This window comes from Dactylosporangium sp. NPDC050688 (assembly GCF_040654515.1).
Taxonomy (GTDB): domain Bacteria; phylum Actinomycetota; class Actinomycetes; order Mycobacteriales; family Micromonosporaceae; genus Dactylosporangium.
Map to the genome: position 1 here is coordinate 25,647 of NZ_JBFAIC010000049.1, position 24,941 is coordinate 50,587.

The window sequence follows — 24,941 nt, forward strand, 5'->3', positions numbered from 1 at the left end:
CGTCGTGTTGCCTCCGCGTGGTGTGCTGTGGACGATGCTGGGCTCCGCATTGCCGCCGCCGGGGTCGTGGTTTTGGGTGCGGACCGTAGATCCGTCATCAAGCCCGTCCATTTGCCGCACGCGCAGCGGCAGCGCCGAGGCCATTGAGGAGCGCCGCCGTGCTGGGGTCGTCGTCGCGGAAAACCCGCCGCGCGTCGATGAGCAGCTGCTCGAACGCCACGACCGCCTCGGCCTCGCGACCCGCCTCCCCGTAGGCGACGGCCAGGTTGCCTCGGATGGCCAGAGTCTCGGGGTGGTCGTCGCCGAAAACCCGCCGCGCGTCGATGAGCAGTTGCTCGAACGCCGCGACCGCCTTAGCCGCGCGACCTGCCTCCCGGTAGGCGAGGGCCAGGTTGCTGCGGGTGATCAGAGTGTTGGGGTGGTCGTCGCCGAAAACCCGCCGCGCGTCGATGAGCAGTTGCTCGAACGCCGCGAACGCCTCAGCCACACGACTCGCCTCCCGGTAGGCGAGGGCCAGGTTGCTGCGGGTGGTCAGAGTGTTGGGGTGGTCGTCGCTGAGTACCCGCCGGGAGTCGATGAGCAGCTGCTCGAACGCCGCGACCGCCTTAGCCACGCGACCTGCCTCCCGGTAGGCAGCGGCCAGGTTGCCTCGGGTGGTCAGGGTGCTGAGGTCATCGTCGCCGAGCACCCGCCGGGAGTCGATGAGCAGCTGCTCGAACGCCGCGACCGCCTCAGCCGCGCGACCTGCCTCCCGGTAGGCGACGGCCAGGTTGTTGCGGGTGGTCAGAGTGTGGGGGTGGTCGTCGCCGAGCACCCGCCGGGAGTCGATGAGCAGTTGCTCGGACGCCGCGATCGCCTCAGCCAGGCGACCTGCCTCCCGGCAGGCAGCGGCCAGGTTGCCTCGGGTGGTCAGAGTCTCGGGGTGGTCGTCGCCGAGCACCCGCCGGGAGTCGATGAGCAGCTGCTCGAACGCCGCGACCGCCTCAGCCAGGCGACCCGCCTCCCGGTAGGCAGCGGCCAGGTTGTTGCGGGTGATCAGAGTCTGGGGGTGGTCGTCGCCGAGCATCCGCCGGCGGTCGGCAAGCAATCGCTCGAACGCCGCGACCGCCTCAGCGACTTGACCTTGGAATTGGCGGTACCCTGCCGCGCACGCGCCGATGTTCAGCGCGACGGAGTTTTCGTGGGTGCCGGGCAAGTGCGTCAGCACTGAATCGATGTGTGGCAGCAGCTCGTCCCAACGGGGCCAGGTGGCGACATTGCGCATCGGGTCGTCCGGCAACGCCGCGTTGAGCAACTGTACGGCTTGGTCCAGGCCGTCAGGTGGTGTCCCGGCGCGGGTGACGGCTTGGACCAGCCTGTGCACACTGACCCTTCCGACACTTCGACCGATCATGCTGTACGACGCCAGCAGGGTCAGCGCGTCGCTGAGGGCAGGGGCGTCATCGTCGGCCAGAGGCAACAGCACGTCGTCGGGCAGCGCCTCCGGCGCGAGCCATCCCAGCACTCGCATCACCCGGTCCGCCAGCGCCGACCGGTCCCGGATCGTGTTCATGGTGACCTGCCAGACCGACGCGACGGTGCGCTGCGCAGCGCCACCCTCCCCACCGTTGGCCGCCACTTGGCCGAACCGCGTGGCCAGCAGCGCCCGGTACTCGTCGCAGCCCAGCCCCGCATGCTGACTGATGTACGCCCCTGCCTGCTCCAATGCCAGGGGAAGATCGCCAAGGTCGGCGGCAAGCCGATTCGCCGCCGCGGCGTCCGGCAACCCGGTCAGCTCTGTAAGCAGTGCGACGCTGGCGGCCCGCTCGAGCACGCCGAGGCGCAGCGGGGACAGCTGTAGCTTCGTCCACCACGCCCGACCCAGATCGAGGCGGGTCGTCACCACCACGTGGCCCTGCCCCATCACGGACCCCAGCAGCTTGCGGATGTCCTCAACGCGCTCGACATTGTCCAGCACCAACAGCCAGTCCCGGTTCGACTGCAACCAGCCCACCGCCCACTCCTGCGCGTCGACCAGCGTCACCGCCGGATGCAGCCGACGCGTCAATGCCGCCAGACCAAGACCGACATTCTCAGCGGTGTCCGCGGTCACCCACCACATCAGCCGATACCGGCCGGCATACTCCCGCGCGTAGTGCAGTACCAACTCCGTCTTGCCGATACCGCCCAGACCGTGCACCGCCGCCTGACCCACCACCACCCCACCCTCGCCACCGGGCAGCAACCCCGCCAGCACCGCAAGGTCACGACCGACGAACGCCCCAGACGCTGGTGGCAGATTGTGCACCACCGCGTCACCGGCAACCCGCTGAGCCGGCGGCAACGTGGAAGCGTCCACGCCCACGTTGGTCTGCCAGTTGTTGTCGCCGACCTGCACACCCTGACCGCCCTGCACCGACACCGGTCGGCGATCGCCACCGGCGGTCACCGCGGCGGTGCGTTGAACGTGTTGGTCTGGGTGTTGCCCTCACCGATCTGCACACCCTGCGAACCGGACACCGTCACTGTGGACTTCCCACCAGCAACGCCGAGCAACTGCACGACGTCGGCCAGCAGCGCTGCGTCCGCGGCCAGCGCCGCCCGCACCTGCGCCCGCAACACGTCAGTCAAGCCTTCATCGTCGGGCTGCTCGGCCAGATCGACCACCGCGGACTGGACCTGGCTCGACCGGGACGAACCGAACAGCCGGCGCGCCAACCGGCGGCCCACACCCAACGTCGCACCCGCCGTCGCATCGGCCGCGCCGTCACTCACTCGCTGCACAACCGCCGAACCGTAGGCACCAGCCACCGCCGACAGGTACGGCAGCACCGCCGACGCCACCTCACCAACCTCAACCATCGCGGGCCTCCAGACCTCACGAACCGCAGGCGCTACATCGCCCCCTGTATACCACCCAGACGCCACCTCGCAGCCGGACTGCATGACCGGAACGGCCGACAACACCAGTCCACGCAGCCTTACCGCCGGACGGACAAGCTGGAACAGATGGGCGCTCCTCTGTTCCAGCCCACTTCGCTGCAAAGGCTTGATCAGCGGGCGTACGGAGATTGCACGGAGGAACGCGCACCCCGGTCTCGGAAACCGCAGCTCCGAGCGTGTTGCACGCACGGGCTGTAAATCCGTCGCAATCTCACAGCCGATGTCAGCCAGCATCCGCTCATGCCGCCGTGCGGGCGCGTCATCACCACGGTCACAGCTGTCAGCATGGCCGCGCCCGCCGCCGGATGCCGTGACGAGGTGCTGATCGTCCGCGACCGCTGGACGCCGGCGCGCGAAGCGGCCGCATCACCGTCATCGCTCCGGAGAGTCGTTGCCACATGGCGATCAGGCGCTCCGGCATCATCTCAGTGTGCATGCCGGGCCAAGCACGGAAGGAGCGCGCAAGACCGGTAGATGAGTCGAACACGCCGAGTTACTGGCGCGGGGCGCGGGGAAGAGAACAGCGGATGGTGTCGGCCACGGTGGTGTCGGCCAGGAGGTGTTCCGTGCTGATGAAGGATGTCCGGGCGCCGGACGCGGTTCCGATGCTTTCGCGAGGCAAGCATCGTCATCCGGGCAAGGGTGCCTGCTTCATGGAACTGGCGTCGTTTCTGGCCGGTGGGCGGTGGAGCGACCATCCGGTCTGCACCCACCCGTTGCTCGCCGAGGTGGCCCGTCTCGTCAACGACAACACCTCCGATGCCGGCCGTCAGCAGCTGGCCGGCCTGGTCCCGTCGGTGATCGGGTTGGTCAGTGCCGACCTGCGCGTCGACGCGCGGATCGCGCTCCGGCTGGCGACGGCAACGCTGCCGGTCGTGGCCGCGGAGCGGCAGTGCGCCATGGCGGTCTCCGTGCTGGCCTGTGATCACATGCTCGCCGTTCTCGACGGGCGGTCGCCGGACACGCTGGAGAAGCGCTCTCAGGAGGCGCTGGCGCAGGCCCCCAGGGCCACCCGGTGGGCCGGGAAGTTCACCCGTGGCGTGCCTGCGGCATCGGCGGCGGCCTTCCGCCGGCGGGTCGCGCCGCACGCCGTCCGCTCGGCGGTGGAAGGGGTCGCCGCGACCTGCACGCCGCATCGGGACCGCCTGCTGCGCGCGCTGCTCGTGGACGCGATCGAGGAGTGCGCCGCCTGGGTCGGGCGGGAGGAGGGGCGTCGCGACGCGCGGTCGTCCGGAGCTGGCCGCAGCTGAGCCGATCAGCTGCGCCAGCAGGTAGCGGCAGCGGTAGCGGTGGCTCGCGTTGCGGTGCTGCGGCCGTCCGGAGCGCCGGCGCCGACGGTCATCGCGGGTCGCGCCGCAGCGGGTGGTCAGCAGGGACCTCGACGAGCACGATCGGCACGCGGTCCGGGTCCTCGATCCACACCTCGACCAGCCCCCACGACTCCCGCTGGGGCTCCCGGAGGACCGTCACCCCCGCGGCCCGCAGGCGCTCGTACTCGGCCCGGACGTCACGGACCTGCAGCCACAACTGCAGCGGTCCGCCGGGCTCATCGTGCGAACCGGACACTTCGAGGAGCCCCTGGCCGAGGAAGAAGACCACGCCCGGGTGCTCGGCCGGTCCGAATTCACGGTAGATCGCCAGGCCGAGGATGTCGCGGTAGAAGCTCCGGCTGCGCCCGAAATCGGCCGGGCGCAGCAGAATGCGGCTGCTCAGTACCTCCACGGCTCGATCATCCCCGCCCTCCGGCCACTCCGCAGCGGATCTACGTGGTGCACGCGGCGACCGGTCGGTCGGCGAACGGGCAGGGATGCTCCTCGCCGGTGCGAGGGTGTTCGATGTCTCCATCAAACCCGGGGCGGGACACAGGATCGGGACAGTCGATAGCGATGGGGGGCAAGCGAGCGATGGCCATGCCAGCCAAGATATCGACCATCGCGGTTGGCGCACGTCCGGATTCCGCCGTGACGTGTCGGCGCTGTTGACCGTCGTGCGTCCGCTCATCCCGCCGAGGTGGGCGATCTTCTACCGGAGGCGATGCCCTACCGCGTCGGCCACCTTGCGGTATGTGTTTTTGACGCCGGGCGTACGTGACGCGTGGCGACCCATTGGTTGGGCATTGAGGCGGACAACGTCAGGTAGGTTCCCTCAGCCCGCGCGGCGGGCTGGCCGTCTGCATGCCGTTCGCGTTCTGGCTGTCGTTCTGCGGTCAGTGGTTCGATGTGTCTACTGGCGTCCGGCGAGCAGCCGCAGCGGCGGAGCGGAGGCACGCTGGCCACCGCAGGCAGCGTTCATCGTCCCTACCGGGTGGCCGGCGCGAGCCGGTAGCGCGTTGCCGTTGGGATTCACGCGGTGCGGATGGCGAGGCCGGGGGTCCGTTGCGGCAGGCGCTGCTCGGGGCGCCAGCGGGTGATGGCGTTGGCGGTGTTGGTGAACCAGCCGGTGAACCTGCCGGTGTTCGGTGTGCGTACGGGCGCGCGGCCGACCGCGGCGCCGCTCTGGGGTCGTTCCGATGTCCGCCGGGCTGCAGCGTGGTTGGGCGGCTGCGGGCCGGGTGTCGCTGCGGCGGCTGCGGTTCGGCGGCGTGCCGCGCGTAGCGCGTGCCGGGCCTGGATGGCCGCAGCGCATGGGCCTTGTTCGTCGGCGCAGCGCAGGTTGGCGCAGTGGCCGTCGGGCCCGGGCTGGTGTTCGATCATGACGTCGGCGGCGAGCCGCCACAGCAGGACGTCCACGACGTCGGGTGGGATCGGCATGTCGGCGGAGGGTCGGTGTCGTGCGCTGCTGGTGACGTGTCCGGTGTGCATGCTCATCTCCTGCTGCCGGTGGACGTGGCATGGTCATCGCTCTGCTGCCGTTTGCCGACGGGGTTGACCGGGACGCGGGGTGCGTCGTGTATTGATCGACGCTTGACTTTGGATGAAGGTCAAGTCGTCGTGGCTATCGCCGCCGACGGGCGCTGGTGCGAACGGTGGGCGTGGCGGCTACCGGTGTTCGGCGGGTGGCTGCGGAAACTCGCCGCCGGGCGGTTCGACCTCGACGAAGCCGAACAGGCTGGTGATGGCCAGCAGCCGCCAGGTGGTGTACCGGTCGGCGAACCCGCGGCAGATCGCCGGCCGCGTCTCGGGGTGGTCGCCGTAGGGAAGGGTGTCGTGGCAGATGACGAAGCTGCCCTCGGTGAGGGCGTCGTCGACCATCTGTTTGAGCTGGCCGGGGGCGAGGTGCATCGGGTTGCCGGGGTGGAAGATGCAGGTCCGGCATTGGCGGGCGAGCAGGCGGGTCTTGCCCAGGGCGGGGTCGCCGACGCTCAGCGGCTGCGGTGTGTCGTCGGGTTCGGGCAGGGACGTCATGACAGGCCTCCTGGTGGGACGCGGGCGGCGCGGCCGTCCAACGTGGGTTGGGACGGCCGCGCCACGAGAGGTGCAGAACTATGTCGGTCGATACCTGTCGATGCCGGACCTGCCGGGGCGTCACCCGTCGGCTGGTCCGGGAAGGCGATGCAGCCAGGCACGGACGGCGTCGATGTCGGCGCGGCGCAGGCCGGTGCGTGGGTTGACCGGCACCAGCAGGGTCGGTGCGCCGCTGCGGGTGCGGTGGTGGGCGTGGTCGGGGTCTTTACCGCCGAAGGCGTCGTCGAGGACGGCAACCGGCCGGTTCCCGACGGCCCGGTAGAGGTCGAACAGTTTGGCCTGATGCCCCCAGCGGACGCCGGCGGCAGTGATGTCGATGGCGGCCAGGTTGGTAGGTAAGCCGAGGCGGGCCGCGATCCAGGTGGCGGCGAGGTTCCGCCAGCTGGTGCACCAGACGAGTTCAGCGCCGGCGGTGGCGAGTTCGGCCAGCCACGTGCCATGGACTGGGTGCAGCCATACGGTGCCTTCGGTGTGCTGCCCGTCGGGGCCGGGTCCGGTGTAGTGGTGCGGCTGGTAACCCAGCGATGCCGCGTCGGCGGGGTCGTCGGGGTTGAGTACGCCGTCGACGTCGACGGCGACCACCGGTCGGAGCGCGGCCGGTGGCGTCGCCGCGTCGGCCGCGGTGGTCACGGCAGGCTCGGCGGTGCGGGTGGGATCGGCTGGAGCAGGGTCACGTGCCGCTGGACGGTTCGGCCGTCGGTGGGTTGCCACCGGTCGGCCGCCGCACGGTCGGGGAAGGGGCCGACGACGGCGAGCCGGTCGCCCTCGTCGTCGATCAGCAGCAGCGCGACCGTGCGGGTACCGCCGTCGTCGTCGACGGGCGCGGCTGTGACGGGCACGGCGGGCAGGTCGACCCACGCGGTTTCGGGTAGGGCCGGGGTGGCGGGGTGGTGCAGCGGCACGGGTCGGGTGGCCTGGACGGTGGTGTCGGTGAGGGCGAGGTGCGGGGCGTGGTCGGCGGCGGCGATGCCGTCGGCGGGGCCGTGGACGGTGAGATGGCCGCTGGTGGACAGCACGAGCAGGGCGTGCGGGTCGCGGACCTCGACGGAGCCGAGGACGGCGACGGTGAACGTGTCACCGGTGGGCAGGTCGACGAGGCTGACCAGGACGGGCCGGTCGTCGGGGCGGGTCCAGGTGACCACGTCGAAGTGGTCGGCAGCGACGGCGGTGAACCGTTGCCAGGCGTGGTTGTCGGTGTCGAACGGCGATCCCGGGTCGGGGTGGGTGTCGGTGCCGTAGCGCATGGGTGGGCTCCTTCGAGGTGTGTGCGGTGCATGCCGTCGGGCCCGGGTTGAGCTCGGGGCGGATGCATGCACGCTTGGCTGCCGGGGTGAGGTCAAGTCGCCAGGCACCGCACCGCTGCCCGGCCCGTGTGGGTGACGGGGTGCGGGGGGTGCGGTGCTCGGCGCTGGTGGATCAGCTGCTGGCCAGGCCGAAGAACAGCCATCCGGCGGGCCGGGTCTGGGCCGCAGGCCGACCGGGCTGGGACGCACGATGAGCTCGGCGACGCCGTCGGTGTTGCCCGGCCGGTGCGGCTGCGGGTGGTGGTGACCAGGTGTGCGGCGGTCACGGCGGCGGTGCCTTCGATGGTGGCGCCGGTCCGTCGTACAGGACACCGACGTCGGTCAGGAAGTCATTGGCATCGTCGCAGTGCTCGCGCAGGTCGGTGAAGACCGCACGGTGACGGCCAGGGTGCCTTCGCCGATGCTGTCGTCGACGGCAGCCGGGATCTGGCCGGCCGGGTCCGCGAGACGCGGATCGGACGTCGGCATGGAGGTTCGGTGCTCCTGTCGTGGGTGCAGGTCGATGGTTACGCCTGGGTGAGGGCGGTGACGGCGGCGTCGGCGATGACGTCGATCGCCTCGATCGGGTTGGTAACCGTGACGGTGGTCGTGTGTTCGTACGTGTGGCAGAACCTGTCGTCGGGGTGCAGCCACAGCACCGCGCAGCCCGACCGGGCGAGGGTGGTGATGAGGCGTTGCGCGGGTTCCAGGTGCTCGCCGAACCAGCCGTCGGAGACCACGGCGAGCATCCGCACGGAGCCGCGGTGCCGCAGCTGCAGGAGGTGGTCGGCGAGTTTGACCGCGTCGGTGAACCGCTCGTAGCCGTCGTTGGCCGTCATCTGCTGCACCTGCGCGGGTCTGGCGTGTGGTGGGACCAGCAGGGTGACGGTTTCGCCGAAGGCGATGGTGGTGACGGTGGCGTCGGTGCGGCGGGCGGCGTTCGCCAGGATCCACGCTGCCGATGACATGGGCTCGGCGAACGCCGTCATGGAGCCGGAGACGTCGACCAGGACGGCGAGGCGGAGGGTGGGTTTGTGTGGGGGCAGGGTGGCGCGTTGCTGCCACGGCTGCGCGGAGGGCAGCTGCCCGGCGGCGCGTTGCGCGTCGGCGGTGATCGCGGCGCGGGTCCGCAGCCGGCCGGGTGGGATCGCCGAGGGCCGCGTCGCCGGCTCGAGGGTGCTGGTGCGTGCTTGCCGCAGGCGCACGGCGAGCCGGCGGGCGGCGTGCTGCTCCGCGTCGGTGGGGTCGCGCAGCGTCCAGTGGGCCGGTGTGCCGTGCTGCTCGACGATGCGGTGCGCGGTGTACGCGGCTGGGGTGAGCCCGGCGGCGACGGCGAGGAAGTCGCCGAGCGCGGCGGCGAGGGTCCCGGCGAAGTGCCCCTCGTCGGCGGTCGGGACGGCCGGGCGGCTGGTCGGGTCGATGCCGAGGAGGCGGCACCACCGCCACGCAAGGTCGATCATCGTCTCGGCGTCGGTGTCCTCGACGGTGTGCGCCTGCCGCCAGATGTCGCGCAGCTGGGCCAGCCGCTTGCGGCCGAGCACAGCGGTGACGGCGGCGCGGACCGCTGTGACGTCCTTGCCGGTGAGGATGCGGGCGTCGACCCGGGCAAGGAGCAGCCCGGCGAGCTGTGCGGCGTGCCAGGCGTCGTCGACCGGCGCGTCGTCGGTGGTGATCAGGGTCTGCACGGTGTGGCGCAGCCAGCGGCGGTCGCCGCGGCGGCGGGCGCGGTGCCGGCCTTCGGCGCGGGACTCCTCGAGGAGGTCGGCGACGGCGGCGATGATCGGTGGGGTGCCGGGCGGTGCGGTCCACCGGCTGTGGGTGGCGTGGCCGGCTTCGTGGACGAGCAGCCCGTAGGCGGTGGCGACGACCTTCTTGTGGCCGGCGCGGCGCGGGTTGGTGATGTCGGGTGCGCCGATGTGGGTGGCGTCGACCTCGACCCGGCCGGTGGCCGGGTAGAAGCAGGCGGGTGCGCCGCCGCCGGCACCGGGGGCGACGACGACGGTGAGATCGGTCCGGCCGGTCAGGGTGACGATGTGGCGGGTCCAGGCGCGGTCCCACTCGACCCACTCGGGGTGGGGGGCCAGGTGGAGTGTGGTGGAAGGTTCCGGGTGCAGGTGGCTGCTGGGATGCGGCATGACGCATGACTCCTTTCGTTCGAGGGTTGGCGGTCAGCGCTGCTTGCCGAGGGTCAGCGCGGTGACGGTGGTGCCGAACGCGGCGGACAGGGCCTTGCTGACGGCGGTCCGGTCGTCTTCGGGGGCGCGGCCGGCGAGGTTGGCGATCGCGGCGGGCAGGCCGAGGGTCTTGCGGACGCGGGTGAAGCCGAGCAGTTCCCGCAGCTGCGGCGCCCAGGTGACCTTGCCGGCGGCGAGGTCGGCGTTGAGGGCCTGCGCGGCGGTGATCGCCGCGGCGGGGACGCCGAGGTGTTTGGCGAGGTCGAAGTCGGTGGTGACCTCGATGTGCACGTCGAACCGGCTCGCGAGGGCTTCGGTGAGGATGGCTCCGTGGACGCCGGGGTTGTGCCCGGCGATGACGTAGAACCCGTCGACGGCTTCGACGCGTTCGTTGCGGTAGCCGGGGATGTGGATGACGCGGCGGCCGTCCATCGCCGGGTACAGCACCGCCAGGACCTTCGGCGGGATGAGGGTGGCGTCGTCGATGAGCAGCGCCCGCCCGTCCCGCATCGCCTGCACGAGCGGGCCGTACACGAACTCGTACCCGCCGCCGGGCAGCGGGATGAAGTTGCCGAGGAAGTCCTCCACGACGGTGTCGCCGGTGCCGGTGATGGTGAGCAGGTCGGGAAAGGCGGCTTCGACCATGGCGGTCTTGCCGGTGCCGGGCGGCCCGTACAGCAGCACGGGGATCCGCTTGTCCCGCAGCCGGTGCAGCACGTCGACGTCGGTGGCGCCGGCGAGCCGCCTGGGGAAGTACTGCTCGCCGTTGGGGCGGGTGACCGGCCCACGCCGCCCCGACCGGGCTCCCCCACCGCCGGTGGCGGGTCGGGGTGCGGCGGGTGGCATGGTGCCGGCGGCGTCGATACCGGCCTGGGTGATCCGGTACCGGTGGTGCGGGTCGCGCTGGTGGGTTGCGTGCCCGGCGGCGGTCATCTTCTTGAGCACCTCGGACACCGCCCCGGACGACGGGACACCGAGGGCGTTCTTGATCGCACCCGGCTGGTGGAACTCGTCGGGATGCTCGACCAGGTACAGGGCGACCTTGCGGTACAGGTAGCCGGGCCGGTTGCCCGCCGGTTCGGTGCCCGGGTCGGCAGCGGGGGCGTCACCGGACGCGGTCGCCGGGGTCGCCGGCTCGGACGGGCTCGGCGTTGGTGTGCTCATGTGGTGCCTCGATTCACGGGTCGGGCCCGCGCACCCGTCTCCGGATGCGCGGGCGGTGGGAACCGCACAGCGGAGACAGGTGGGGCTCGGCCCTGGCCCGGGTCGTCGAAGACCTCGGAACCTGTGGCTGCCACACCCGGTGGTGCAGTGGTACGGGTGGTGCGCGGCGACGCATCACCGCCGGTGACGCGGTTGGGAGGAGGCGGGCGCCGGCGTCGTGCCGGCGTGACGGTGCGGGGCGCCGGTCAGCGGCGCAGGTCGACCTGCATGGCGGGTCTGTGGGACACGGTGACCCTCAGGCCGAAGGCGCTGCCGTCGGACAGTTCCAGGTAGATGCCGTGGTCGACGGTGAGCACACCCGCGTCGGTGTAGGTGCGGGCGGTGAGCGTGATCGGGGTGCCGTCGCCGCCGATGAGCACGGGCAGGTCGGCGTCGGTGCACAGCTGCTCGAGGGTGTCGCTGTCCAGCAGGTGGGTGACGAGGTCCTGGAGGAGTTGCTCGTGCCCGTAGTCGTCGGGGTCGTCCATCGGTGGCTGTTCCTCTCGGTTCGTGGCGTGGTCGGTCGTGGCGTGGGCAGTCGTGACGTGGTCGGTCGTGGCCTGGCCGGTCGTGGGGCCGTCGGGCGTGTTCTGGGCGTGTTCTGGGCGTGTTCTGGGTCTGGTCGGCTGTTCAGTGCGTGAGGTCGACCCAGCGGTGGATCCGGGTGGGGCAGGTCTGGTCGTGGACCCGCACAAGGGTGTCGGCGATCGGGTCGGTGAGCCGGGTCAGTCGCAGCGCCAGCCAGACCGTGCTCGGTCCGTCGCGGCGGACCATGTGCAGCAGTTGATGGCCGATGACGGTGCTGAACGTGTCGGGATGTGCCGCCCGCAGCGCGTCGAACGCGGCCCGGTACGGGCTCGACTCGTCCGGGCGGTAGGCGTTCCAGGTGGTGAAATGGCCGAGGTCCAGGTAGCGGGGCCCGTAGACCGACAGCACGGTGCCGGAGAACTCCGGGCCGTAGGCGAGCAGCGGCAGGCCGGGGATGCGGCAGGTGTGTTCGCGGACGGTGAGCGGGATCCGCCCGCCGAGCCGCCACCACGCCTGCGGCATCTCGATGCCCTCGTCGAGGGTGTAGTCGTCGTCGATCATCGCCGGGGCTCCTCCGTGTGGTTGTGCACCGTGGAGGTGTGCTCCGGGGGCGGTGGCCACGGGTTGCGGTGCCACCCGAGGATCGGGTCGCTGCCCTCCCAGGAGCCGCAGATGGTGCAGGTACGGGTGGTGTCGACGCCGGTCCCGGACGGCCACGGCAGCTCGCGGTAGGCGATCTCCTCGACGGCGCCGCACACGCGGCACCGCACGAGGTCACCGCCCGGACCGCAGGGTTCGAAGACCGGCGCAGGTTCCGGTCCCGCCGCAGCATTCAGGGTGATCAGAGTGATCGGTGCGGCGGCCCAGTGCAGCGCCGGATGCGCGACACGCCACCAGCCGTCGCCGTCGTCGGTGACCGGGGCACGGTCGCCGAACTCGTCGACCAGCCACGTCCGGCCCCCGTCGGTGGTGACGAAGACCGGGCTGTGCCGGATGTGGCTGCAGCCAGTGTCGGCGAGCATCCGCTGCAGCACGTCCAGGCGGAACCTGGCGAGGTCGCCGCCGAGCCGGTAGCCGGGGCAGGTCTGGCCCGGGTAGCTGCCGAGCCCGTCCACGGTGAGTACAGCGTCGCGCCAGGCGGCGCCGGCGGGTGGATCGCCGATGTCCCGGACGGGTCGGGTGGCGATGGCGCGCAGCCCGCCCGGGTCGACGTCGACGGTGAACCAGACGTGTCCGGCGTGCATGCCGTGGCGGAGCAGGTCCCGCAGCGGCATGCCGAGCAGCGGCGAGCGGACGGTCAGGGGCAGCCGGTACGTTCCCGCACGGACCGCACGGGTGCTGGCGCCGGTGCCGGTGCCGAGCGGATCAGTGTGGACGGCGGAGGCGGCCGGGGTGGCGTGCAGCGCTGGGATGCCGTTGCCGGCCAGGAGCGGACTGGCGCAGTTGCGCAGGAGCAACGCCGGCTGGCCGGTATCGGTCGAGCGGGACAGGGCGTGTTCGGCGTGCAGCGCGGTGGCTGGTAGGTCGAACCAGAGACGTCGGTTCACGGTTCGTGGTCTCGCTTTCGGGTCGGGACCGGGTCGGCGGTACCCGCCCAGCGGCGAGCACGCCAGCACCGGCAAACGGATGGAACACATGCAACGGACGGGATGGGGTGCCAGGAGGCGACGGCGGTTGCCGTGACAACCCGTCCGGCCCGTCACCGCCGGGACAGCGCGGCGGCGGCGATTGGGCTACGCGCCGATCGGGTCGTCGACCACGTCGCCGGGGGTCGCGGCGCCGGCGTCCCTCTCGTCGTAACCGACGCCAGCAGGGAAGAGTGCACCGTCGACGGTGTTCCGGGCAGCGTCGAACGCGTCGTCGGAGCTGTCGGCGACGACGGTGAGGTTGAGGGTGACGGGGAGGTTGACGGTCCAGCGGCGCGGCAGCAGCGGCAGGTCCGCCGCGGCGAGCGGGTCGTTGGTGAAGTCGGCGTCGAGGTCGCCGGCGACGACCGCGTCGCGCAGCTGCCGGCGCAGCAGGCCGAGCCTGGCTTCGGCGCGTTCGGCGCGTTCAGTGCGTTCGGTGAGCTGTCGGCAGCCGCACGCGGGCCGCTGCTGAACGCCTGCCACGCCGGGATTCCCGGTGGGGCCGGTCGGTGGGGTCGGTTCCGTCATCGCTGGCCGCCGACGGCGCGGCCCGGTGCGGGCAGTGTGGGCGGTGTGGGCGGTGCGGTGAAGGTGTAGCGGGCGACCGGGTGGTCCGGGTCGTCCGTGGACAGCACGGTGAGGGTGTTCGCGGCCGGGTCGATCAGGTAGACCCACGGCCCGGACAGTTCGTCGAGGCGGGCGACCGGCACGGCGGTGGGCGGGTCGGTCGGGGCGGCGTCGATCGCCATGCCGACGCCGGCGATGGGGGTATCGCCGGCCAGGAAGGTGTCGTCGGTGGTCACGTCGGCGCCGAGGTATGCCCAGGTGCGGCGCAGCAGCGCGGTGACGGTGGCGGCGGTGTCGCCGCTGAAGGTCAGCTGCTGGATCGCGGTGAGGGCGGGCACCATGTCCTCGGGGACGGCGTCGGAGTGGACGTAGCGCAGGTGGACGACGGTCGGGTCGGTGGCGTCGGGGCAGCCGACGTAACCTCGGGTTCCCATGCTCGGGATGCTCCTTGTGTCGTTGGTGTTCGATGTGGGATGCCGCGTCCCAGGTCGTTGGCCTCGTCTCGTGGACGGGTTGGCCGGCGGCCCGGGACGGCGACGGGAAGCGTGGTGTGGACACGCGATCCGCATGAGATCGACGCATGTCACGATTGGATGATCAAGTCGTCGGATTCGCGCTGCGCCGGGGCGTGCTCGCGCCGGCGCTTCCGCTACCGACCGTGCTGGTGGGCGGAGATATTCGACCGGCGTTCGGCTCGATGTCCCTATGGTTTCGCGGGTGAAGCCGGCGGGCCCGCCGAATCGACGCCGAAGCGCGGTTGCGCCCGCCGCACCCTCGGCAGTTCCGCGAACGGGGGCTGTCGGGCGGCCCGCCAAGCTGCCCTACTCGACGTCCCGGGGATCGAGGATGTGCACGCCCTGATCGGCCGGCCAGAACGCGCCGCCGACCCGGGACCATGCCGTTCCGCAGGTCGTGCAGGTCCATGCCTGCCCGACGCCCGGCGCGCCGTAGTGGGCGACGAATACGAGTGTTCCGGCGGTCTCACACTCGTGCTCGGGGTGACCCATGTCCGCACCGACATCGTCGATGTGTTCCATCACATTTCTCCTGACGTTCGTGCGCTGCTATTGCGCGGTGGTGGGACCGGGGCGACGACCGGCGGTAGGCGATATTCGAACCGTGCGGTATTCGATGCAATTCATGTAGGTTCTCCTGGATCTTGTCGGCGGTCGCGACGATTGACCTGCCCCGTTGTGGTGGCTTCTCAGCGGCTTGTCGGCGGCTTCTTCTCATCGATCTGTCGGTTTCTTGGTGGTCTTGTGCTGCATGGTGTTGGGCTGGGAAGCGGCGAGAGTTGTCGTTAGCCTGGTGCGGTGCTGGAGCTTGATGGAGCGGCGCTGGGTGTCGCCTGTCGCTGGCGGGGCGACTATGGTTCGCCCGTGGATGCCAAAACTGACGAGTTGAGGGCCGCGCACGATGTGCTGGCGGAGTTCTATGCCGACCGGCTGGCCGGAGCCCTGGAGAGCATGCCCATCGATCGGGCGATGCTGAGCCTGTTCTGCGAGTTGACCCTTGCCGCGGATCTGGGCAGCAGCGTCGGGGACGTCGGTTGCGGGACAGGGCTGCTCGCGCCCTATCTGGCAGCCAAGGGTCTGTCCCCACACGGGGTCGATCTCTCGCCCGAGATGGTCCGGGTGGCGCGGCGTGACTATCCGGACTTCGCCTTCGATGTCGCCGACTTGCGGGATCTGCCGTTCGAGGATGCCTCGCTGGCAGGGGTGGTCTGCTGGTACTCGCTGATCTTCCTCGCGCCTGCTGACAGAGCGGTCGCCTTCAGCGAACTTGCCCGCGTGGTCAAGCCCGGGGGTTATCTGGTGACCGCGTTCAAGGCCGGTGACGGTAAGGTCCGCCGCGCCGGCCGCAGCACCGGCCTCGGAATCGAGTTCGATGCGTACTGGCTGTCGCCGGAGGAGATGGAGCAGCGGGCTACGGAGTCCGGCTTCACGACGGTCTTCTGGGGCGGTCGGCCTGCTGGGGAGCAGGAATCCACCCCTCAGGGCTATTTGCTCGCTCGGAGAACGTAAAGCCGGCGTGGACGCCAGGGCTGCGTCGGACGGATGCGGTGCGTCGTCGATGTGGTTCCAGTCGTCTGTCGTGGTAGCCGTCTTCGCGGCCTCTGGGTTCATGCTCGACATTTCCGATCTGGTGGTGGGTGGGGTGGCTGGGGCGGGGCGTAGCGGTCGAGGAGTTGCCGGACCGTGGGCTGCTCGAGTTGCTGGAGCAGGTGTTTGCCGCGTGGTGTCGTTGTGATCGGCTGGTAGCGGTTGCTCGTGCGGTTGATCAGGGGCGCGCCGACGTCGGTTTCGAGGCGATCGAGTTGCAGGAGAAGGTTCTGGTGATGGAGGCCGAGAACCTGTGCTGCGGCGTTGACGCTGGGATGACGCGCGAGTTGCTGGAATCGGCGCAGCCGTTGCCAGCCGTGGCGTTTGCCTTCGACCGAGCGCCGGACGTCGGTGGGTAGTTCGAGATGCCGGCGGGTGTGGACGGCGTGACCGGCGGAGCCGGACGGTCGTTGGGTGATGCAGAGCTGTCGGCGGTGGCGGCGGACGGTTTCGTGGCTGAGCCCGAGTTCGGCGGCGATGTCAGTGTTCGGGCGGTGCAGGGTGCCGGCCTGTTCGCGCAGCCAGTCCGGGTTGATACGGGGCTGTCGGGCAGCGCGGTTGGCGTTGCGTTCGAGCGTGGCGCGGCGCCGGTTCCGCTTGGCGGCCAGGTGTGTGCGGTTCTTGTCGTGCTTCTTGCTGCTGGTGCCGGCGGGGATGCCATGGGCTCGGACGCATTGCGCGACTACCGGGTAGGCGATGCCGGTGAGGTCGGCGAGGGTTCGCAGGGTGCGGCCGGCTCGGTGGTATTCGCGGTCGAGGAAGTCTCGGGTGAGCAGGGCGGCGGCCTGTTCACGCAGCCGGCGTGCTGCGGTCACGGAGGTCGGGGCGAGCTCGGGCGGTGGCCGGTGGAAGTGTTGCTGGGCGTGGCGGACGTGCTCGGCGGTGACGCCGAGGCGGCGCGCGACGGCGACGACGGCGAGACGCTCGACGTCGAGGAGCTGCTGGGCGGCGGCCAGGTCGATGTCGCCGGGTTCGCGGCCGGGCAGTATGAGGCCGGCGACGCAGTCGGTGGGTGGGTTCCAGGTGAGTGGTTCGTCGATGCCGGCGGTGTGCAGCAGTTCGGCGGCGTGGCGGTGCAGGGTGTCGCGGAGTGCGGTGGTCATGTCGCGGCTGAACTGCTGCAGTGCGGTCTGGGATGCCGAGGTGGTGAACGCGAGCTGGTGCTGGGGGTTGGCGAGGTCGGCTCCGGTGAGGAGTTGGAACAGGTAGCGGCGGGCGCTGAGCAGGCGGCCGTCCCTGCCGGGGTTGGTGCCGGCCTGGTAGGACAGCTCGTGCCATTGCTGCTTGGTCAGTGCGATGTCGGTGAAGGTGCTCCGGCGCCGGCGGTAGTCGATCGGCGACCCGTGCGTGTCGAGGTAGGCGGCGAGGGCGCAGACCGCGGCAAGGGTGTCGGGGTGCTGTTGGCCGGTTTCGCTGAGGAAGATGCTGGTGTTGGTGCGCCAGGGGCCGAGTTCGGCGGTGGCGTGGAGGTTGCGGGCGGGGTTACCGGGGATCAGCAGCGCCTTGGGAATGTTGGTGGCGACTTCGGCGACGTGTGCACCGCGCGGCGGCAGGAACCGGATCAGCCAGTCGGGCCAGAGGTATTGCGGGATGTGCCGGGCTCGTTCGGCCGCGGTGCGGGACTCTGGTGTCGGTGCGTGCGGTGTGGTGGTGCAGGTGCGGTAGCGCAGCCGCTCACTGACCGGTAGCAGCGAGTCGATCGTGGTGAGGATCGTGCGACGGAGGGGCTCGGACAGGCGGCTGAGTCGTTGATGGGACAGGATCATCGGTCCGCGGGCGGGCGGCACCTGCCCACCGCCGCGTTGGGTGTGGCGGTGTGCGGTGTAGACGTTGCGCAGCAGCGGCAGGACGCGCGCGGCGCGCTGGTGTTCGTCGGCGGTGAGCACGCTGACCGCTTGGGTGGCCATCGCCGCGGCGATCAGTCCGGCGGTGGGCGGGTGCCGTTTGGTGCCGTGCAGACCGTCGCGGTAGGCGGTGATCGCGGTGACGGTCGCGTCGCCGAGGTGTTGAAGTTCGTCGGGTTTGATGCGGTGCAGGAACCACAGTGCGAGGGCGTTGAGGTCGCGCAGGTCGGTGACCGCGCTGGCGTCCGGGTCGGCGAGCCGGTCGTTGATCCAGGATTGGGCGGCCAGGCGCGGGTCGGCCGGGTCCAGCGGGAGCCGTGGGTGGGTTAGCAGATCGCCGTCGCAGGCCGGCCCGTGGCGGGTGGCGCCGAGCGTGCAGTGGGTGGGCGGGGCGAGCCCGGAGCGTTCGGAGAGCATGCTGTGCGGGGTGCGTTGGCAGACCGGGCAGAGCACGGCGAGCAGATTGTGGTGGGTCAGGCAGGCGAAGGTGTAGGGCAGTTGCCAGCGGATCGGCCACCGGCCGCCGGACTCGTGCAGGCAGGTCGGGCAGAACCGCGAGCCGGGGATGGGTTTCCAGCCCAGCGTGTCGAACTGGTCCAGCACCGCGGTGTCCAGGGCCGTGGCCGGTAGGCCGGTCTGCGACTCGATGCGCCGCAGCAGGTCTGGTGGCAGCTTCCAGGTCAGGGCGTAGTTGTGCCAGACCCGCAGCCGGTCGGCGAAGCCCAGCGCTGCGGTCAGCCAGCGCAGTGGCATGTCGTTGCGGTGGGCCAGGCGCAACAGCCACGAGTCGAGCGCCTCCCCGTCGCCCAGGGCGACCCGCAGCGGCAGCATCCGCGCGACGGTCACGGCGCTCACCTCGTCCCCGCCGTTGCGGTGCTCGCCGTCGACCGCCGGCTCGGCTGGCGTGGTGGGCGGGCGCCGGTCAACGCCGCCTGGAGCTGGTGGCGGGCGGCTTCGGAGGCTTCGTCGATGCGGACGGTGTCGAGGAGTTGCTGCGTGAGGACCTCGACGCCGGTGCGGATGGCCTTGTAGCAGCCGCGGGTGATCAGGGTGATGAACGAGCCGATGTGGCCGGTGGCGCGGGCGAACAGGTAGTCGTCGAGGTCGGTGAGCATGCCGGGGTGTGCTTTGGCCAGCACGAGCTGGCGCTCGGTGGCCTTGAGCAGGCTGCGCCAGTGCCGCCGCCCGGCGGGGTCACCGACGCGGAAGGGCGGGAGTTCCAGCCGGGTCCACCGGCGGGCGATCTGCGCCATGACCGCGCTGTCACCGGTGAGCCCTTCGGCGAACAGGCGGCGTTCGGCCAGCCCGACCCCCGCGTAGACAAACGTGACGGGCAGCTCGTTGGCCAGCCATTTCAGGTGGTTGGACACGTCGATGCCGTCCCGGCGGTTCGGGTCGATGAAGTGCAGGTCGTCGATGATCCCGATCCGGGTGTGGCAGGACAGCACACAGTCGACAGCGAAGCTGGCCAGCTGCGCGGCGTTGGCGCGGTCGGTGCCCGGATGACCGTAGAACTCGCAGATCATCCGGTTGAGCGTGCGCAGCGTGGTGCGCGAGGTCAGCCCGACCCGGAACACCGGCAGGTGCTCATGACCGTCATCGGTGACCTCGCCGTGCCGGCGCCGCTGGGCGCGGTCGAAGTCACGGGCGAAAGTGTTCGCGATCGTGGTCTTGCCCAGACCGGGCAACGCGTCGATGACCGCCGCGCCGCGGACCCGGTCGGGGTCTTGACGGTTCGTCGCGACGATCTGGTCGAGTTCGTCATGGATCACGGCCAGCTGCGGGGTCTTGATCGTGCCGAAGTTGGCGTGCCAGTCGTGGCGGGCGTCGTCGTACTCGGCGCGGGCATCGGCGCCGAGGCGGGCGAGCTGCCGCGGCGTCAACGGCTCCGGGCGCACCCGGGACGGCGCGTCGCTCCAGCGGCGCCAGCCCTCCTTGCGCGACAACGTGTAGAGGCCACCAGCCGAGACGACAGCGGTCATGACAGCACCTCGAACGCGTCGTCATAGAACCCGACGTCGCCGAACCCGCCGTCGGCCTCGTCATCGTCACCGCCGGGCGGCTCCGACTCGGCCGGACCGGCAGGCCCGGGCAGCGCAACCGGCGGCGCGACCCCCGCCAGATCGGCGGTGGGCAGGGCGGCGTACTCGGTGGCCAGCCGTGCGGCCATGCGCCGTTCCCGCCGATCGGTGACCAGACCGGTGCTCCACCGGTGCAGCAGCTCAGCGAGGGCCTTCGCCGGGTCGAAGCCGCTGCCACCGGCCGCGGCGATCCTGCGGGCATGCGCCGCGGCCTCGGCCGTGAACGGGGTGTCCAGCAACGGCTCGTGTTCCCAATCGAGACGGTGCCAGTGGCCGTCCGCCGGGTCCTGGAACCAGACGTGACGCACGTCGTCCGGGTTGATCCGGATCGGCCACTTGCCCGCCAGCGTCCCGCCGTAGGGGCTGCGGGCGTTGCGGTAACCGTCCAGCCCGGACCCGTTGTAGCGCAGCCCGTTGACCTCGACGCCGTAGTGCTGGATCGTGCGCGCCAGCACCGGCAGGAAGTCCAGCGCCAGCTCCGGCGTCGCCGGGATCCGCAGCAGCCCCGCCTTGCCCAGCCCGGCGGCGAACATCTCCGCCGGCGACAGAGCGACCTGCGGCCACTGCGCGATCGTCAGCCCATCATGCTTGGCCCGGTGATGGACGGCCGCGATCCATTCGCGGATCACGTCCTCCAACTCGTGCAGGAACAGGAACGCCTCGTCCTGCACCCGCTCACCGCGCGAATAGATGTCCGGACCCTTGTAGGCCGGCAGATGCTGCACCAGTCCCTCGCGCAGACTGCGGAAGAACCGCTCGACCGTGGGCTTGTCAGTGGGCTTGTGCGGCTGCGCCGGCTGGATCGAGATCCCCAACCGGGTGCAGATCGACAACACGTGCGTGGACAGGAACACCCGGCCGTGATCGACCACCAGCGTCTCCGGTGCGCAGACCGGGCCCGTGGTGCCTGTCCCCGTCGTTGCGATCCCCGCGAGCAGAACGTTCTCCGGCACGCCGTGATAGGGCCAGACCGCCTCGCGTGGCCAGGAATCCGGTGCCGCCCGCCCTGCGACCGCCTCGTAAAGCACCCCGGCGACATCGACCGCCTTGGTCGACACCGGTGTGACCCGCAGGCCAACGATGCAGCGGGTGAACAGATCCTGCGCGACCGTCAGCTGCGCCCGCTCCCAACGACAGGTCACCGGTTCCATCGCGAACACGTCCAAGTCCTGCGTGTCCAGCACCACGTACTCCCCCGGCCGCGTCGCGCGCAACCGCCCGTAGACACCCTGCGGCCGATCGGCGATCGACCGGCGGCCGCTCGCGCTGCCGGTCACCGCATTGGTGCCCTTGGCAAGCTCCGCCAGCCGCCGGTAAGCCGTCGCCGCAGGCGGGACCGAAACCACTCCGGGACCGTGCTGCGCTGTCAGCAGTTCCGCTGCCGCCGTCAGCACCGCCGACCGCGTCGGTGTGGAATCGCCGACCTTCGAGGCCAGCACCACCCGGACCGCGTCGTCCCAGCGCGGGTCCACCCGGCTGCCCCGACCGCGCAGCTGCCGCGGGTCGACCAGACCGGCGTCGCCGTCGCGGCGATACGCGGCCAGCCAGCGCTCCACCGTACGGACCGACACCCCGAGCTCAGCCGCCTTGCCACGTAGCCGCTCCTGCAACGACGGACCATCGGCGGCCAGCAACTCCCGCACATGCCTGGCCCGCCCGGCGACCTGCTGCAACTGGGCACTGCTCAGACCGGCCAGCGTCGCGCCGATGCTGCTGGCCGGCAACGTCTCACGCGGCGGCTCCACCGCAACGCACCCCGCCACCAGCCGGCCCAGCGTCAACGCCACGAACTGGCCGGTGCGCGCGTTGCGCACCGTCACACCGCTGCCGTCGAGCTCCTCGACCTGCACCAGGTCCCCGTCGAACAGCACCCGCGCGCCGACCCGCAGACTCACCACGTGCTCGCTCATCACTGCTCCGCCCGCCAGACCGGCGAAGCAGCGCTCAACACGGTCGACAGCTCCGTGCGCAGCCTGCCCGACCACAGCAGATACAGCAGCACCGGCCGGACCACATGCGGCGCACCCAGCGCACCCGCCGCCCGCTCGATCCCGCCGACCGAGGTCTGCGCGTCGGCCAACTCCAACAGAGCAGGACACAGGTCCGTGTCGACCGTGAACGCCCGCCGGTACCCCGCCAGGAACCGGACATTGGCCAGCGTCACCAGATCTGCGCCCGACCACACCTCGAAATCCCAGCCCCGCAACGACAACAGCTCGGCCGTCCAGCCGAACACCGCCCTGACCTTCACGTCCGCGAGCCGGCCCGCCGGCTTCACATCCACCACCGTCACCCGGCCGTCGCGGTGACTCAGCAGCAGATCCGGCACATGCCGGCGTGTCACCCGTGCTGATTCCTCACGCATCTGAAAAGGCTGTGCAGCAATACCGGACACGTCCGGGTCGAAGTCAGCCAGCAGAATCCGCGCCAACTCCAGCAGACTCTCGTAAGCGACCAATCCACCCGTTGTCGAGGACCAATACCAGCCCGAATAGAACCGGCGACCCTTGTACCAGCGGAACTCGCGAACCGGTCCAACGGTCGCCAGATCCGCCGCGACAACCCTGGCCAACGTAGACTCGACCAGGTCACCACCGCTGAACAGCCGGTACCGCAACCCCACACTCGCGAGACGATCATGCATGTCGATAGCCATGACCGGATCGTTCATCGATATCAATATCCATTCCTCTCGCCTCGCCGCCACTTCTCAGTGACATGTCGGAAACCGCCAAGAACCACCGACAAGTTGATGAGAATCCGACAAGATCAACGAGGACCTACAATTCAGCCCATTCGAGTGATTGGTGCGCCGACAGCGGCCATGAACCACACCGGGTCGACCGCGCTGCCGGAGCCGTGGTCGTGCCCGCTGCCTGTGGTGACGTGGACCTCGTAGTGCAGGTGCGGTCCGGAGGAGTGGCCGCTGCTGCCGACGACGCCGAGGACGTCGCCGGCGGCGACCGGTTGGCCTTCGGTGACAGCGGGGTGGGTGAGCATGTGGCAGTAGCGGGTGACAACGCCGCCGGGATGCTCGAGGTCGACGTACCAGCCGCAGCCACGGACCCGCTCCGGGTCACCGTCACGGTCGCAGCCCCACGGTTCGCCGGTGCGTACGTCGGTGGCGTTGCAGCGCACCGTGCTGACGGTGCCGGCGGAGGCGGCGTGGATCGGGGTGCCGCGGGCGGCGATGAGGTCGACACCGTCGTGGGTGGGCCGGTCGCCGGTGCGGAACCCGGATCCGACCTTGGCCTGGACGGGCTGGGTCCAGCCGTCGGCGCTGACGGTGATGGTGCAGGCGACCGGGCCGCCGGTGAGGCCGGTCAGGGCCTGCACGACGGTGACCGCGTCGGTTTCCCACTGCGCGTAGGCGTCGGGGTGGTCGCTGATCTGCACGGCCTGCGCGGCCTGGGCCAGCGGCAGCGTCTGCCAGTTCGAGACCGTGACGAGCTTGTCGTAGAACTTCCCGGCCGCGGCCGGTGGATCCAGGAGCCGTTCGGCGCTGCCCCAGCCTTGCAAGGGGCGTTGCTGGAACAGCCCGACGGAGTCACGGTCGCCGTGGTCGACGTTGCGGAGACTGGACTCCTGCATGGCGGTGGCCACGGCGATCACCCAGGCGCGGGCAGGCAGTTGCCGCTGCGCACCGACGGCGGTGATCGCGGCGGCGTTGCCGACCTGGGTGGCGTCCCACCGGCCGATCGTCGGGAAGGCGCCGTCCGGCGTGGCAGCGCTGATGATCGGTTGCGGTGGGCCGGCAACCGGTGCAGCGCAGCTGGCGGCGGCGCCGCGGGTAAACAGTGTGCCGGTCAGCCCGCCGCAGATGAGGATCACCGCACACACCAGGGCGGCGATCAGCGCGAGGACCCGGCCGGTCACGTCTGACCCGCCCGCTCCGCCCGGCCTGCCCGGCCCGCCCGGTCGGGTGGTTCGCTGGTGCCGGCCGGGCGAGCCGGCTCGGGACGTGTGCGGTCTCCCTGCGGCCGGATGGTGCGGATCCTGTAGGTGACGCTGTGCATGAGGGAGGGGTCCTTCCAGGTGCGCGGTGCGGGGAAAGTGCCGCGGCGCCCCGGCCGTGCCCGAATGGTCGAACCGATCGACGTGATCGAGGTGATCGAGGTGATCGGTCCGGCGTTGGGGCATGCTTGGGGCGCCGCGTGGCGCGGAGCGGTTCCCGTGCCCGCGGGTGGACTGGGTGGTGAGGTGCTCGTTTAGTGGGCATGGCGGATTCAGTGCTGCAGGGGGTGCCGGCTGATCGGGTCGCCGTCGCCGGTGTGCACGGTGACGGTGTCTTCGGCGGGATCGAGCAGGTAGAGCCAGGCGGTGTCGAGCTCACCGACGGCGGTGAGGGGGACGACGCAGGCCGGTTCCGGCTCGGTGTCGGCGTTGTGCCGTGCGTCGGGGCTGTCGGCCAGTCCGATTCCGGCGATGCGCCGGTGGTCGGTGACGCTGGTTCGGGTGCCGGTGGTGGGGTCGAGGTAGTGCCAGTCGTGGGCGAGCAGCCGGGTGACGAGCGCGCGGCTGTCGTGGCTGTTGGCTGCCCAGATGCGGCGCAGGGTGGGCAGCATGGCGTGTGGGTGGCCGCCGCTGCCGACGGTGCGGGCGCGGACGATGTGCGGGTAGCGGGGGTCGGTGACGCCGATGAGGCAGTTGCTGTCGATGTACCGGCCGGTCGGCACCGGCCGCAGCGGCGTGCTGTCGGGCATCGGTTGTGCCGGGGGTTGCAGGGCGGCGCGGGCGGCGCGGACCGCGTCGGCGAGGGTGGCCTGGTAGGCGACGTCGCCGTCGGTGGTGCGCAGGACGGTGTCGGTGCCGGTGACAGGGTCGGTGATCCCGATCGCCCAGCCACGGCCCGCGTGCGGGGCGACGAGCTCGGCCCGCCCGGTGCCGGTGCCGGGTGTGAGGATCAGCAGGTAGACGCTGCCGTCTGCGGTTGGGGCGGCGTGCGCCGTCCAGTGCGGGGGCAGCAGGTCGGCGGCGAACCCGGCGGAGGTGATCGCCACCTCCCGGGTTTCCGCGGCGATGCGGTGCCGCTGGGACGACGCGGCGCAACCGGCGGCGCAGTCGGTGGCGCCGAACGGGTGGTGGCTGGGCAACGGCGCTTCGTGCCTGGTGTCGGTGCGGTGCTCGGATCGCTGGGACGGCTGGGACGACATGAGCGGTGCTCCTTCTGCGGATGTGTACGCGGCGGCTCATGGGGCCTGGCGG

23 protein-coding genes are annotated in these 24,941 nt (G+C 71.0%); 2 read left to right on the forward strand and 21 right to left on the reverse strand.

All coding sequences use genetic code 11. The features are described from left to right. Positions 1-97: 97 nt before the first annotated feature. Positions 98-2,428, reverse strand: coding sequence for an FxSxx-COOH system tetratricopeptide repeat protein (gene fxsT, locus AB0H83_RS35030; RefSeq protein WP_360102657.1), 2,331 nt, complete (start codon positions 2,426-2,428; stop codon positions 98-100). Further along, complete coding sequence (locus tag AB0H83_RS35035; RefSeq protein WP_360102659.1) at positions 2,425-2,823, reverse strand: hypothetical protein; 399 nt, start codon at positions 2,821-2,823, stop codon at positions 2,425-2,427. Before AB0H83_RS35035 ends, fxsT begins: the two co-directional genes overlap by 4 nt. A gap of 626 nt (positions 2,824-3,449) precedes the next feature. On the opposite strand from AB0H83_RS35035, the gene AB0H83_RS35040 reads away from it, so the two are divergent. Continuing rightward, positions 3,450-4,172 carry a hypothetical protein gene (locus AB0H83_RS35040; protein WP_360102661.1) on the forward strand — a complete coding sequence of 241 codons (723 nt, stop codon included), beginning with the start codon at positions 3,450-3,452 and terminating at the stop codon, positions 4,170-4,172. 88 nt (positions 4,173-4,260) lie between these two features. On the opposite strand, the gene AB0H83_RS35045 is transcribed toward AB0H83_RS35040, so the two are convergent. The 13 genes from AB0H83_RS35045 to AB0H83_RS35105 all read right to left on the reverse strand — a co-directional run bounded on the left by AB0H83_RS35045 (position 4,261) and on the right by AB0H83_RS35105 (position 14,746). Next, a complete protein-coding gene (locus AB0H83_RS35045) occupies positions 4,261-4,644 on the reverse strand; it encodes a VOC family protein (RefSeq protein ID WP_360102663.1) in 384 nt (127 codons plus the stop codon). A 620-nt stretch (positions 4,645-5,264) separates the two neighbouring features. Continuing rightward, the gene (locus AB0H83_RS35050; RefSeq protein WP_360102665.1) at positions 5,265-5,672 is read right to left on the reverse strand and encodes a hypothetical protein; all 408 of its coding nucleotides are present in this window, start codon (positions 5,670-5,672) and stop codon (positions 5,265-5,267) included. Positions 5,673-5,900: 228 nt separating this feature from the next. Beyond that, positions 5,901-6,266 (reverse strand): hypothetical protein, encoded by a 366-nt coding sequence (locus AB0H83_RS35055; RefSeq protein ID WP_360102667.1) that lies wholly within the window; start codon positions 6,264-6,266, stop codon positions 5,901-5,903. A 120-nt stretch (positions 6,267-6,386) separates the two neighbouring features. Further along, a complete protein-coding gene (locus tag AB0H83_RS35060) occupies positions 6,387-6,956 on the reverse strand; it encodes an HAD domain-containing protein (protein WP_360102669.1) in 570 nt (189 codons plus the stop codon). Beyond that, complete coding sequence (locus AB0H83_RS35065) at positions 6,953-7,570, reverse strand: hypothetical protein (RefSeq protein WP_360102671.1); 618 nt, start codon at positions 7,568-7,570, stop codon at positions 6,953-6,955. Before AB0H83_RS35065 ends, AB0H83_RS35060 begins: the two co-directional genes overlap by 4 nt. A gap of 566 nt (positions 7,571-8,136) precedes the next feature. After that, on the reverse strand, positions 8,137-9,744 hold the full coding sequence (locus AB0H83_RS35070; RefSeq protein ID WP_360102673.1) for a VWA domain-containing protein: 1,608 nt from the start codon (positions 9,742-9,744) through the stop codon (positions 8,137-8,139). Positions 9,745-9,777: 33 nt separating this feature from the next. Beyond that, on the reverse strand, positions 9,778-10,947 hold the full coding sequence (locus tag AB0H83_RS35075) for an AAA family ATPase (protein WP_360102675.1): 1,170 nt from the start codon (positions 10,945-10,947) through the stop codon (positions 9,778-9,780). Between the two features lie 245 nt (positions 10,948-11,192). Continuing rightward, positions 11,193-11,474 (reverse strand): hypothetical protein, encoded by a 282-nt coding sequence (locus AB0H83_RS35080; RefSeq protein WP_360102677.1) that lies wholly within the window; start codon positions 11,472-11,474, stop codon positions 11,193-11,195. Positions 11,475-11,616: 142 nt separating this feature from the next. Then, the gene (locus AB0H83_RS35085; protein ID WP_360102679.1) at positions 11,617-12,075 is read right to left on the reverse strand and encodes a hypothetical protein; all 459 of its coding nucleotides are present in this window, start codon (positions 12,073-12,075) and stop codon (positions 11,617-11,619) included. Continuing rightward, the gene (locus tag AB0H83_RS35090; RefSeq protein ID WP_360102681.1) at positions 12,072-13,061 is read right to left on the reverse strand and encodes a hypothetical protein; all 990 of its coding nucleotides are present in this window, start codon (positions 13,059-13,061) and stop codon (positions 12,072-12,074) included. Before AB0H83_RS35090 ends, AB0H83_RS35085 begins: the two co-directional genes overlap by 4 nt. Positions 13,062-13,247: 186 nt before the next feature. Further along, positions 13,248-13,625: a hypothetical protein gene (locus AB0H83_RS35095; RefSeq protein ID WP_360102683.1), complete on the reverse strand. Its 378-nt coding sequence runs from the start codon at positions 13,623-13,625 to the stop codon at positions 13,248-13,250. Positions 13,626-13,666: 41 nt separating this feature from the next. Further along, positions 13,667-14,143, reverse strand: a complete 477-nt coding sequence (locus AB0H83_RS35100; RefSeq protein ID WP_360102685.1) for a hypothetical protein — start codon at positions 14,141-14,143, stop codon at positions 13,667-13,669. 387 nt (positions 14,144-14,530) lie between these two features. Beyond that, on the reverse strand, positions 14,531-14,746 hold the full coding sequence (locus AB0H83_RS35105; protein ID WP_360102687.1) for a hypothetical protein: 216 nt from the start codon (positions 14,744-14,746) through the stop codon (positions 14,531-14,533). 342 nt (positions 14,747-15,088) lie between these two features. Between AB0H83_RS35105 and AB0H83_RS35110 the strand changes: the two genes are divergently transcribed. Further along, a complete protein-coding gene (locus tag AB0H83_RS35110) occupies positions 15,089-15,733 on the forward strand; it encodes a class I SAM-dependent methyltransferase (protein ID WP_360102765.1) in 645 nt (214 codons plus the stop codon). 98 nt (positions 15,734-15,831) lie between these two features. On the opposite strand, the gene AB0H83_RS35115 is transcribed toward AB0H83_RS35110, so the two are convergent. The 6 genes from AB0H83_RS35115 to AB0H83_RS35140 all read right to left on the reverse strand — a co-directional run bounded on the left by AB0H83_RS35115 (position 15,832) and on the right by AB0H83_RS35140 (position 24,889). After that, on the reverse strand, positions 15,832-18,501 hold the full coding sequence (locus AB0H83_RS35115; RefSeq protein ID WP_360102689.1) for a TniQ family protein: 2,670 nt from the start codon (positions 18,499-18,501) through the stop codon (positions 15,832-15,834). Positions 18,502-18,506: 5 nt separating this feature from the next. Beyond that, entirely contained in the window at positions 18,507-19,637 is a 1,131-nt protein-coding gene (locus AB0H83_RS35120) for a TniB family NTP-binding protein (protein WP_360102691.1), read from the reverse strand. Further along, complete coding sequence (locus AB0H83_RS35125) at positions 19,634-21,646, reverse strand: helix-turn-helix domain-containing protein (protein ID WP_360102693.1); 2,013 nt, start codon at positions 21,644-21,646, stop codon at positions 19,634-19,636. Before AB0H83_RS35125 ends, AB0H83_RS35120 begins: the two co-directional genes overlap by 4 nt. Further along, on the reverse strand, positions 21,646-22,407 hold the full coding sequence (locus tag AB0H83_RS35130; protein WP_360102695.1) for a TnsA-like heteromeric transposase endonuclease subunit: 762 nt from the start codon (positions 22,405-22,407) through the stop codon (positions 21,646-21,648). The genes AB0H83_RS35125 and AB0H83_RS35130 overlap by 1 nt, the downstream gene beginning before the upstream one ends. A gap of 116 nt (positions 22,408-22,523) precedes the next feature. Then, positions 22,524-23,612: a M23 family metallopeptidase gene (locus tag AB0H83_RS35135; RefSeq protein ID WP_360102697.1), complete on the reverse strand. Its 1,089-nt coding sequence runs from the start codon at positions 23,610-23,612 to the stop codon at positions 22,524-22,526. A 350-nt stretch (positions 23,613-23,962) separates the two neighbouring features. Then, on the reverse strand, positions 23,963-24,889 hold the full coding sequence (locus AB0H83_RS35140; RefSeq protein ID WP_360102699.1) for a hypothetical protein: 927 nt from the start codon (positions 24,887-24,889) through the stop codon (positions 23,963-23,965). Positions 24,890-24,941 lie beyond the last annotated feature (52 nt).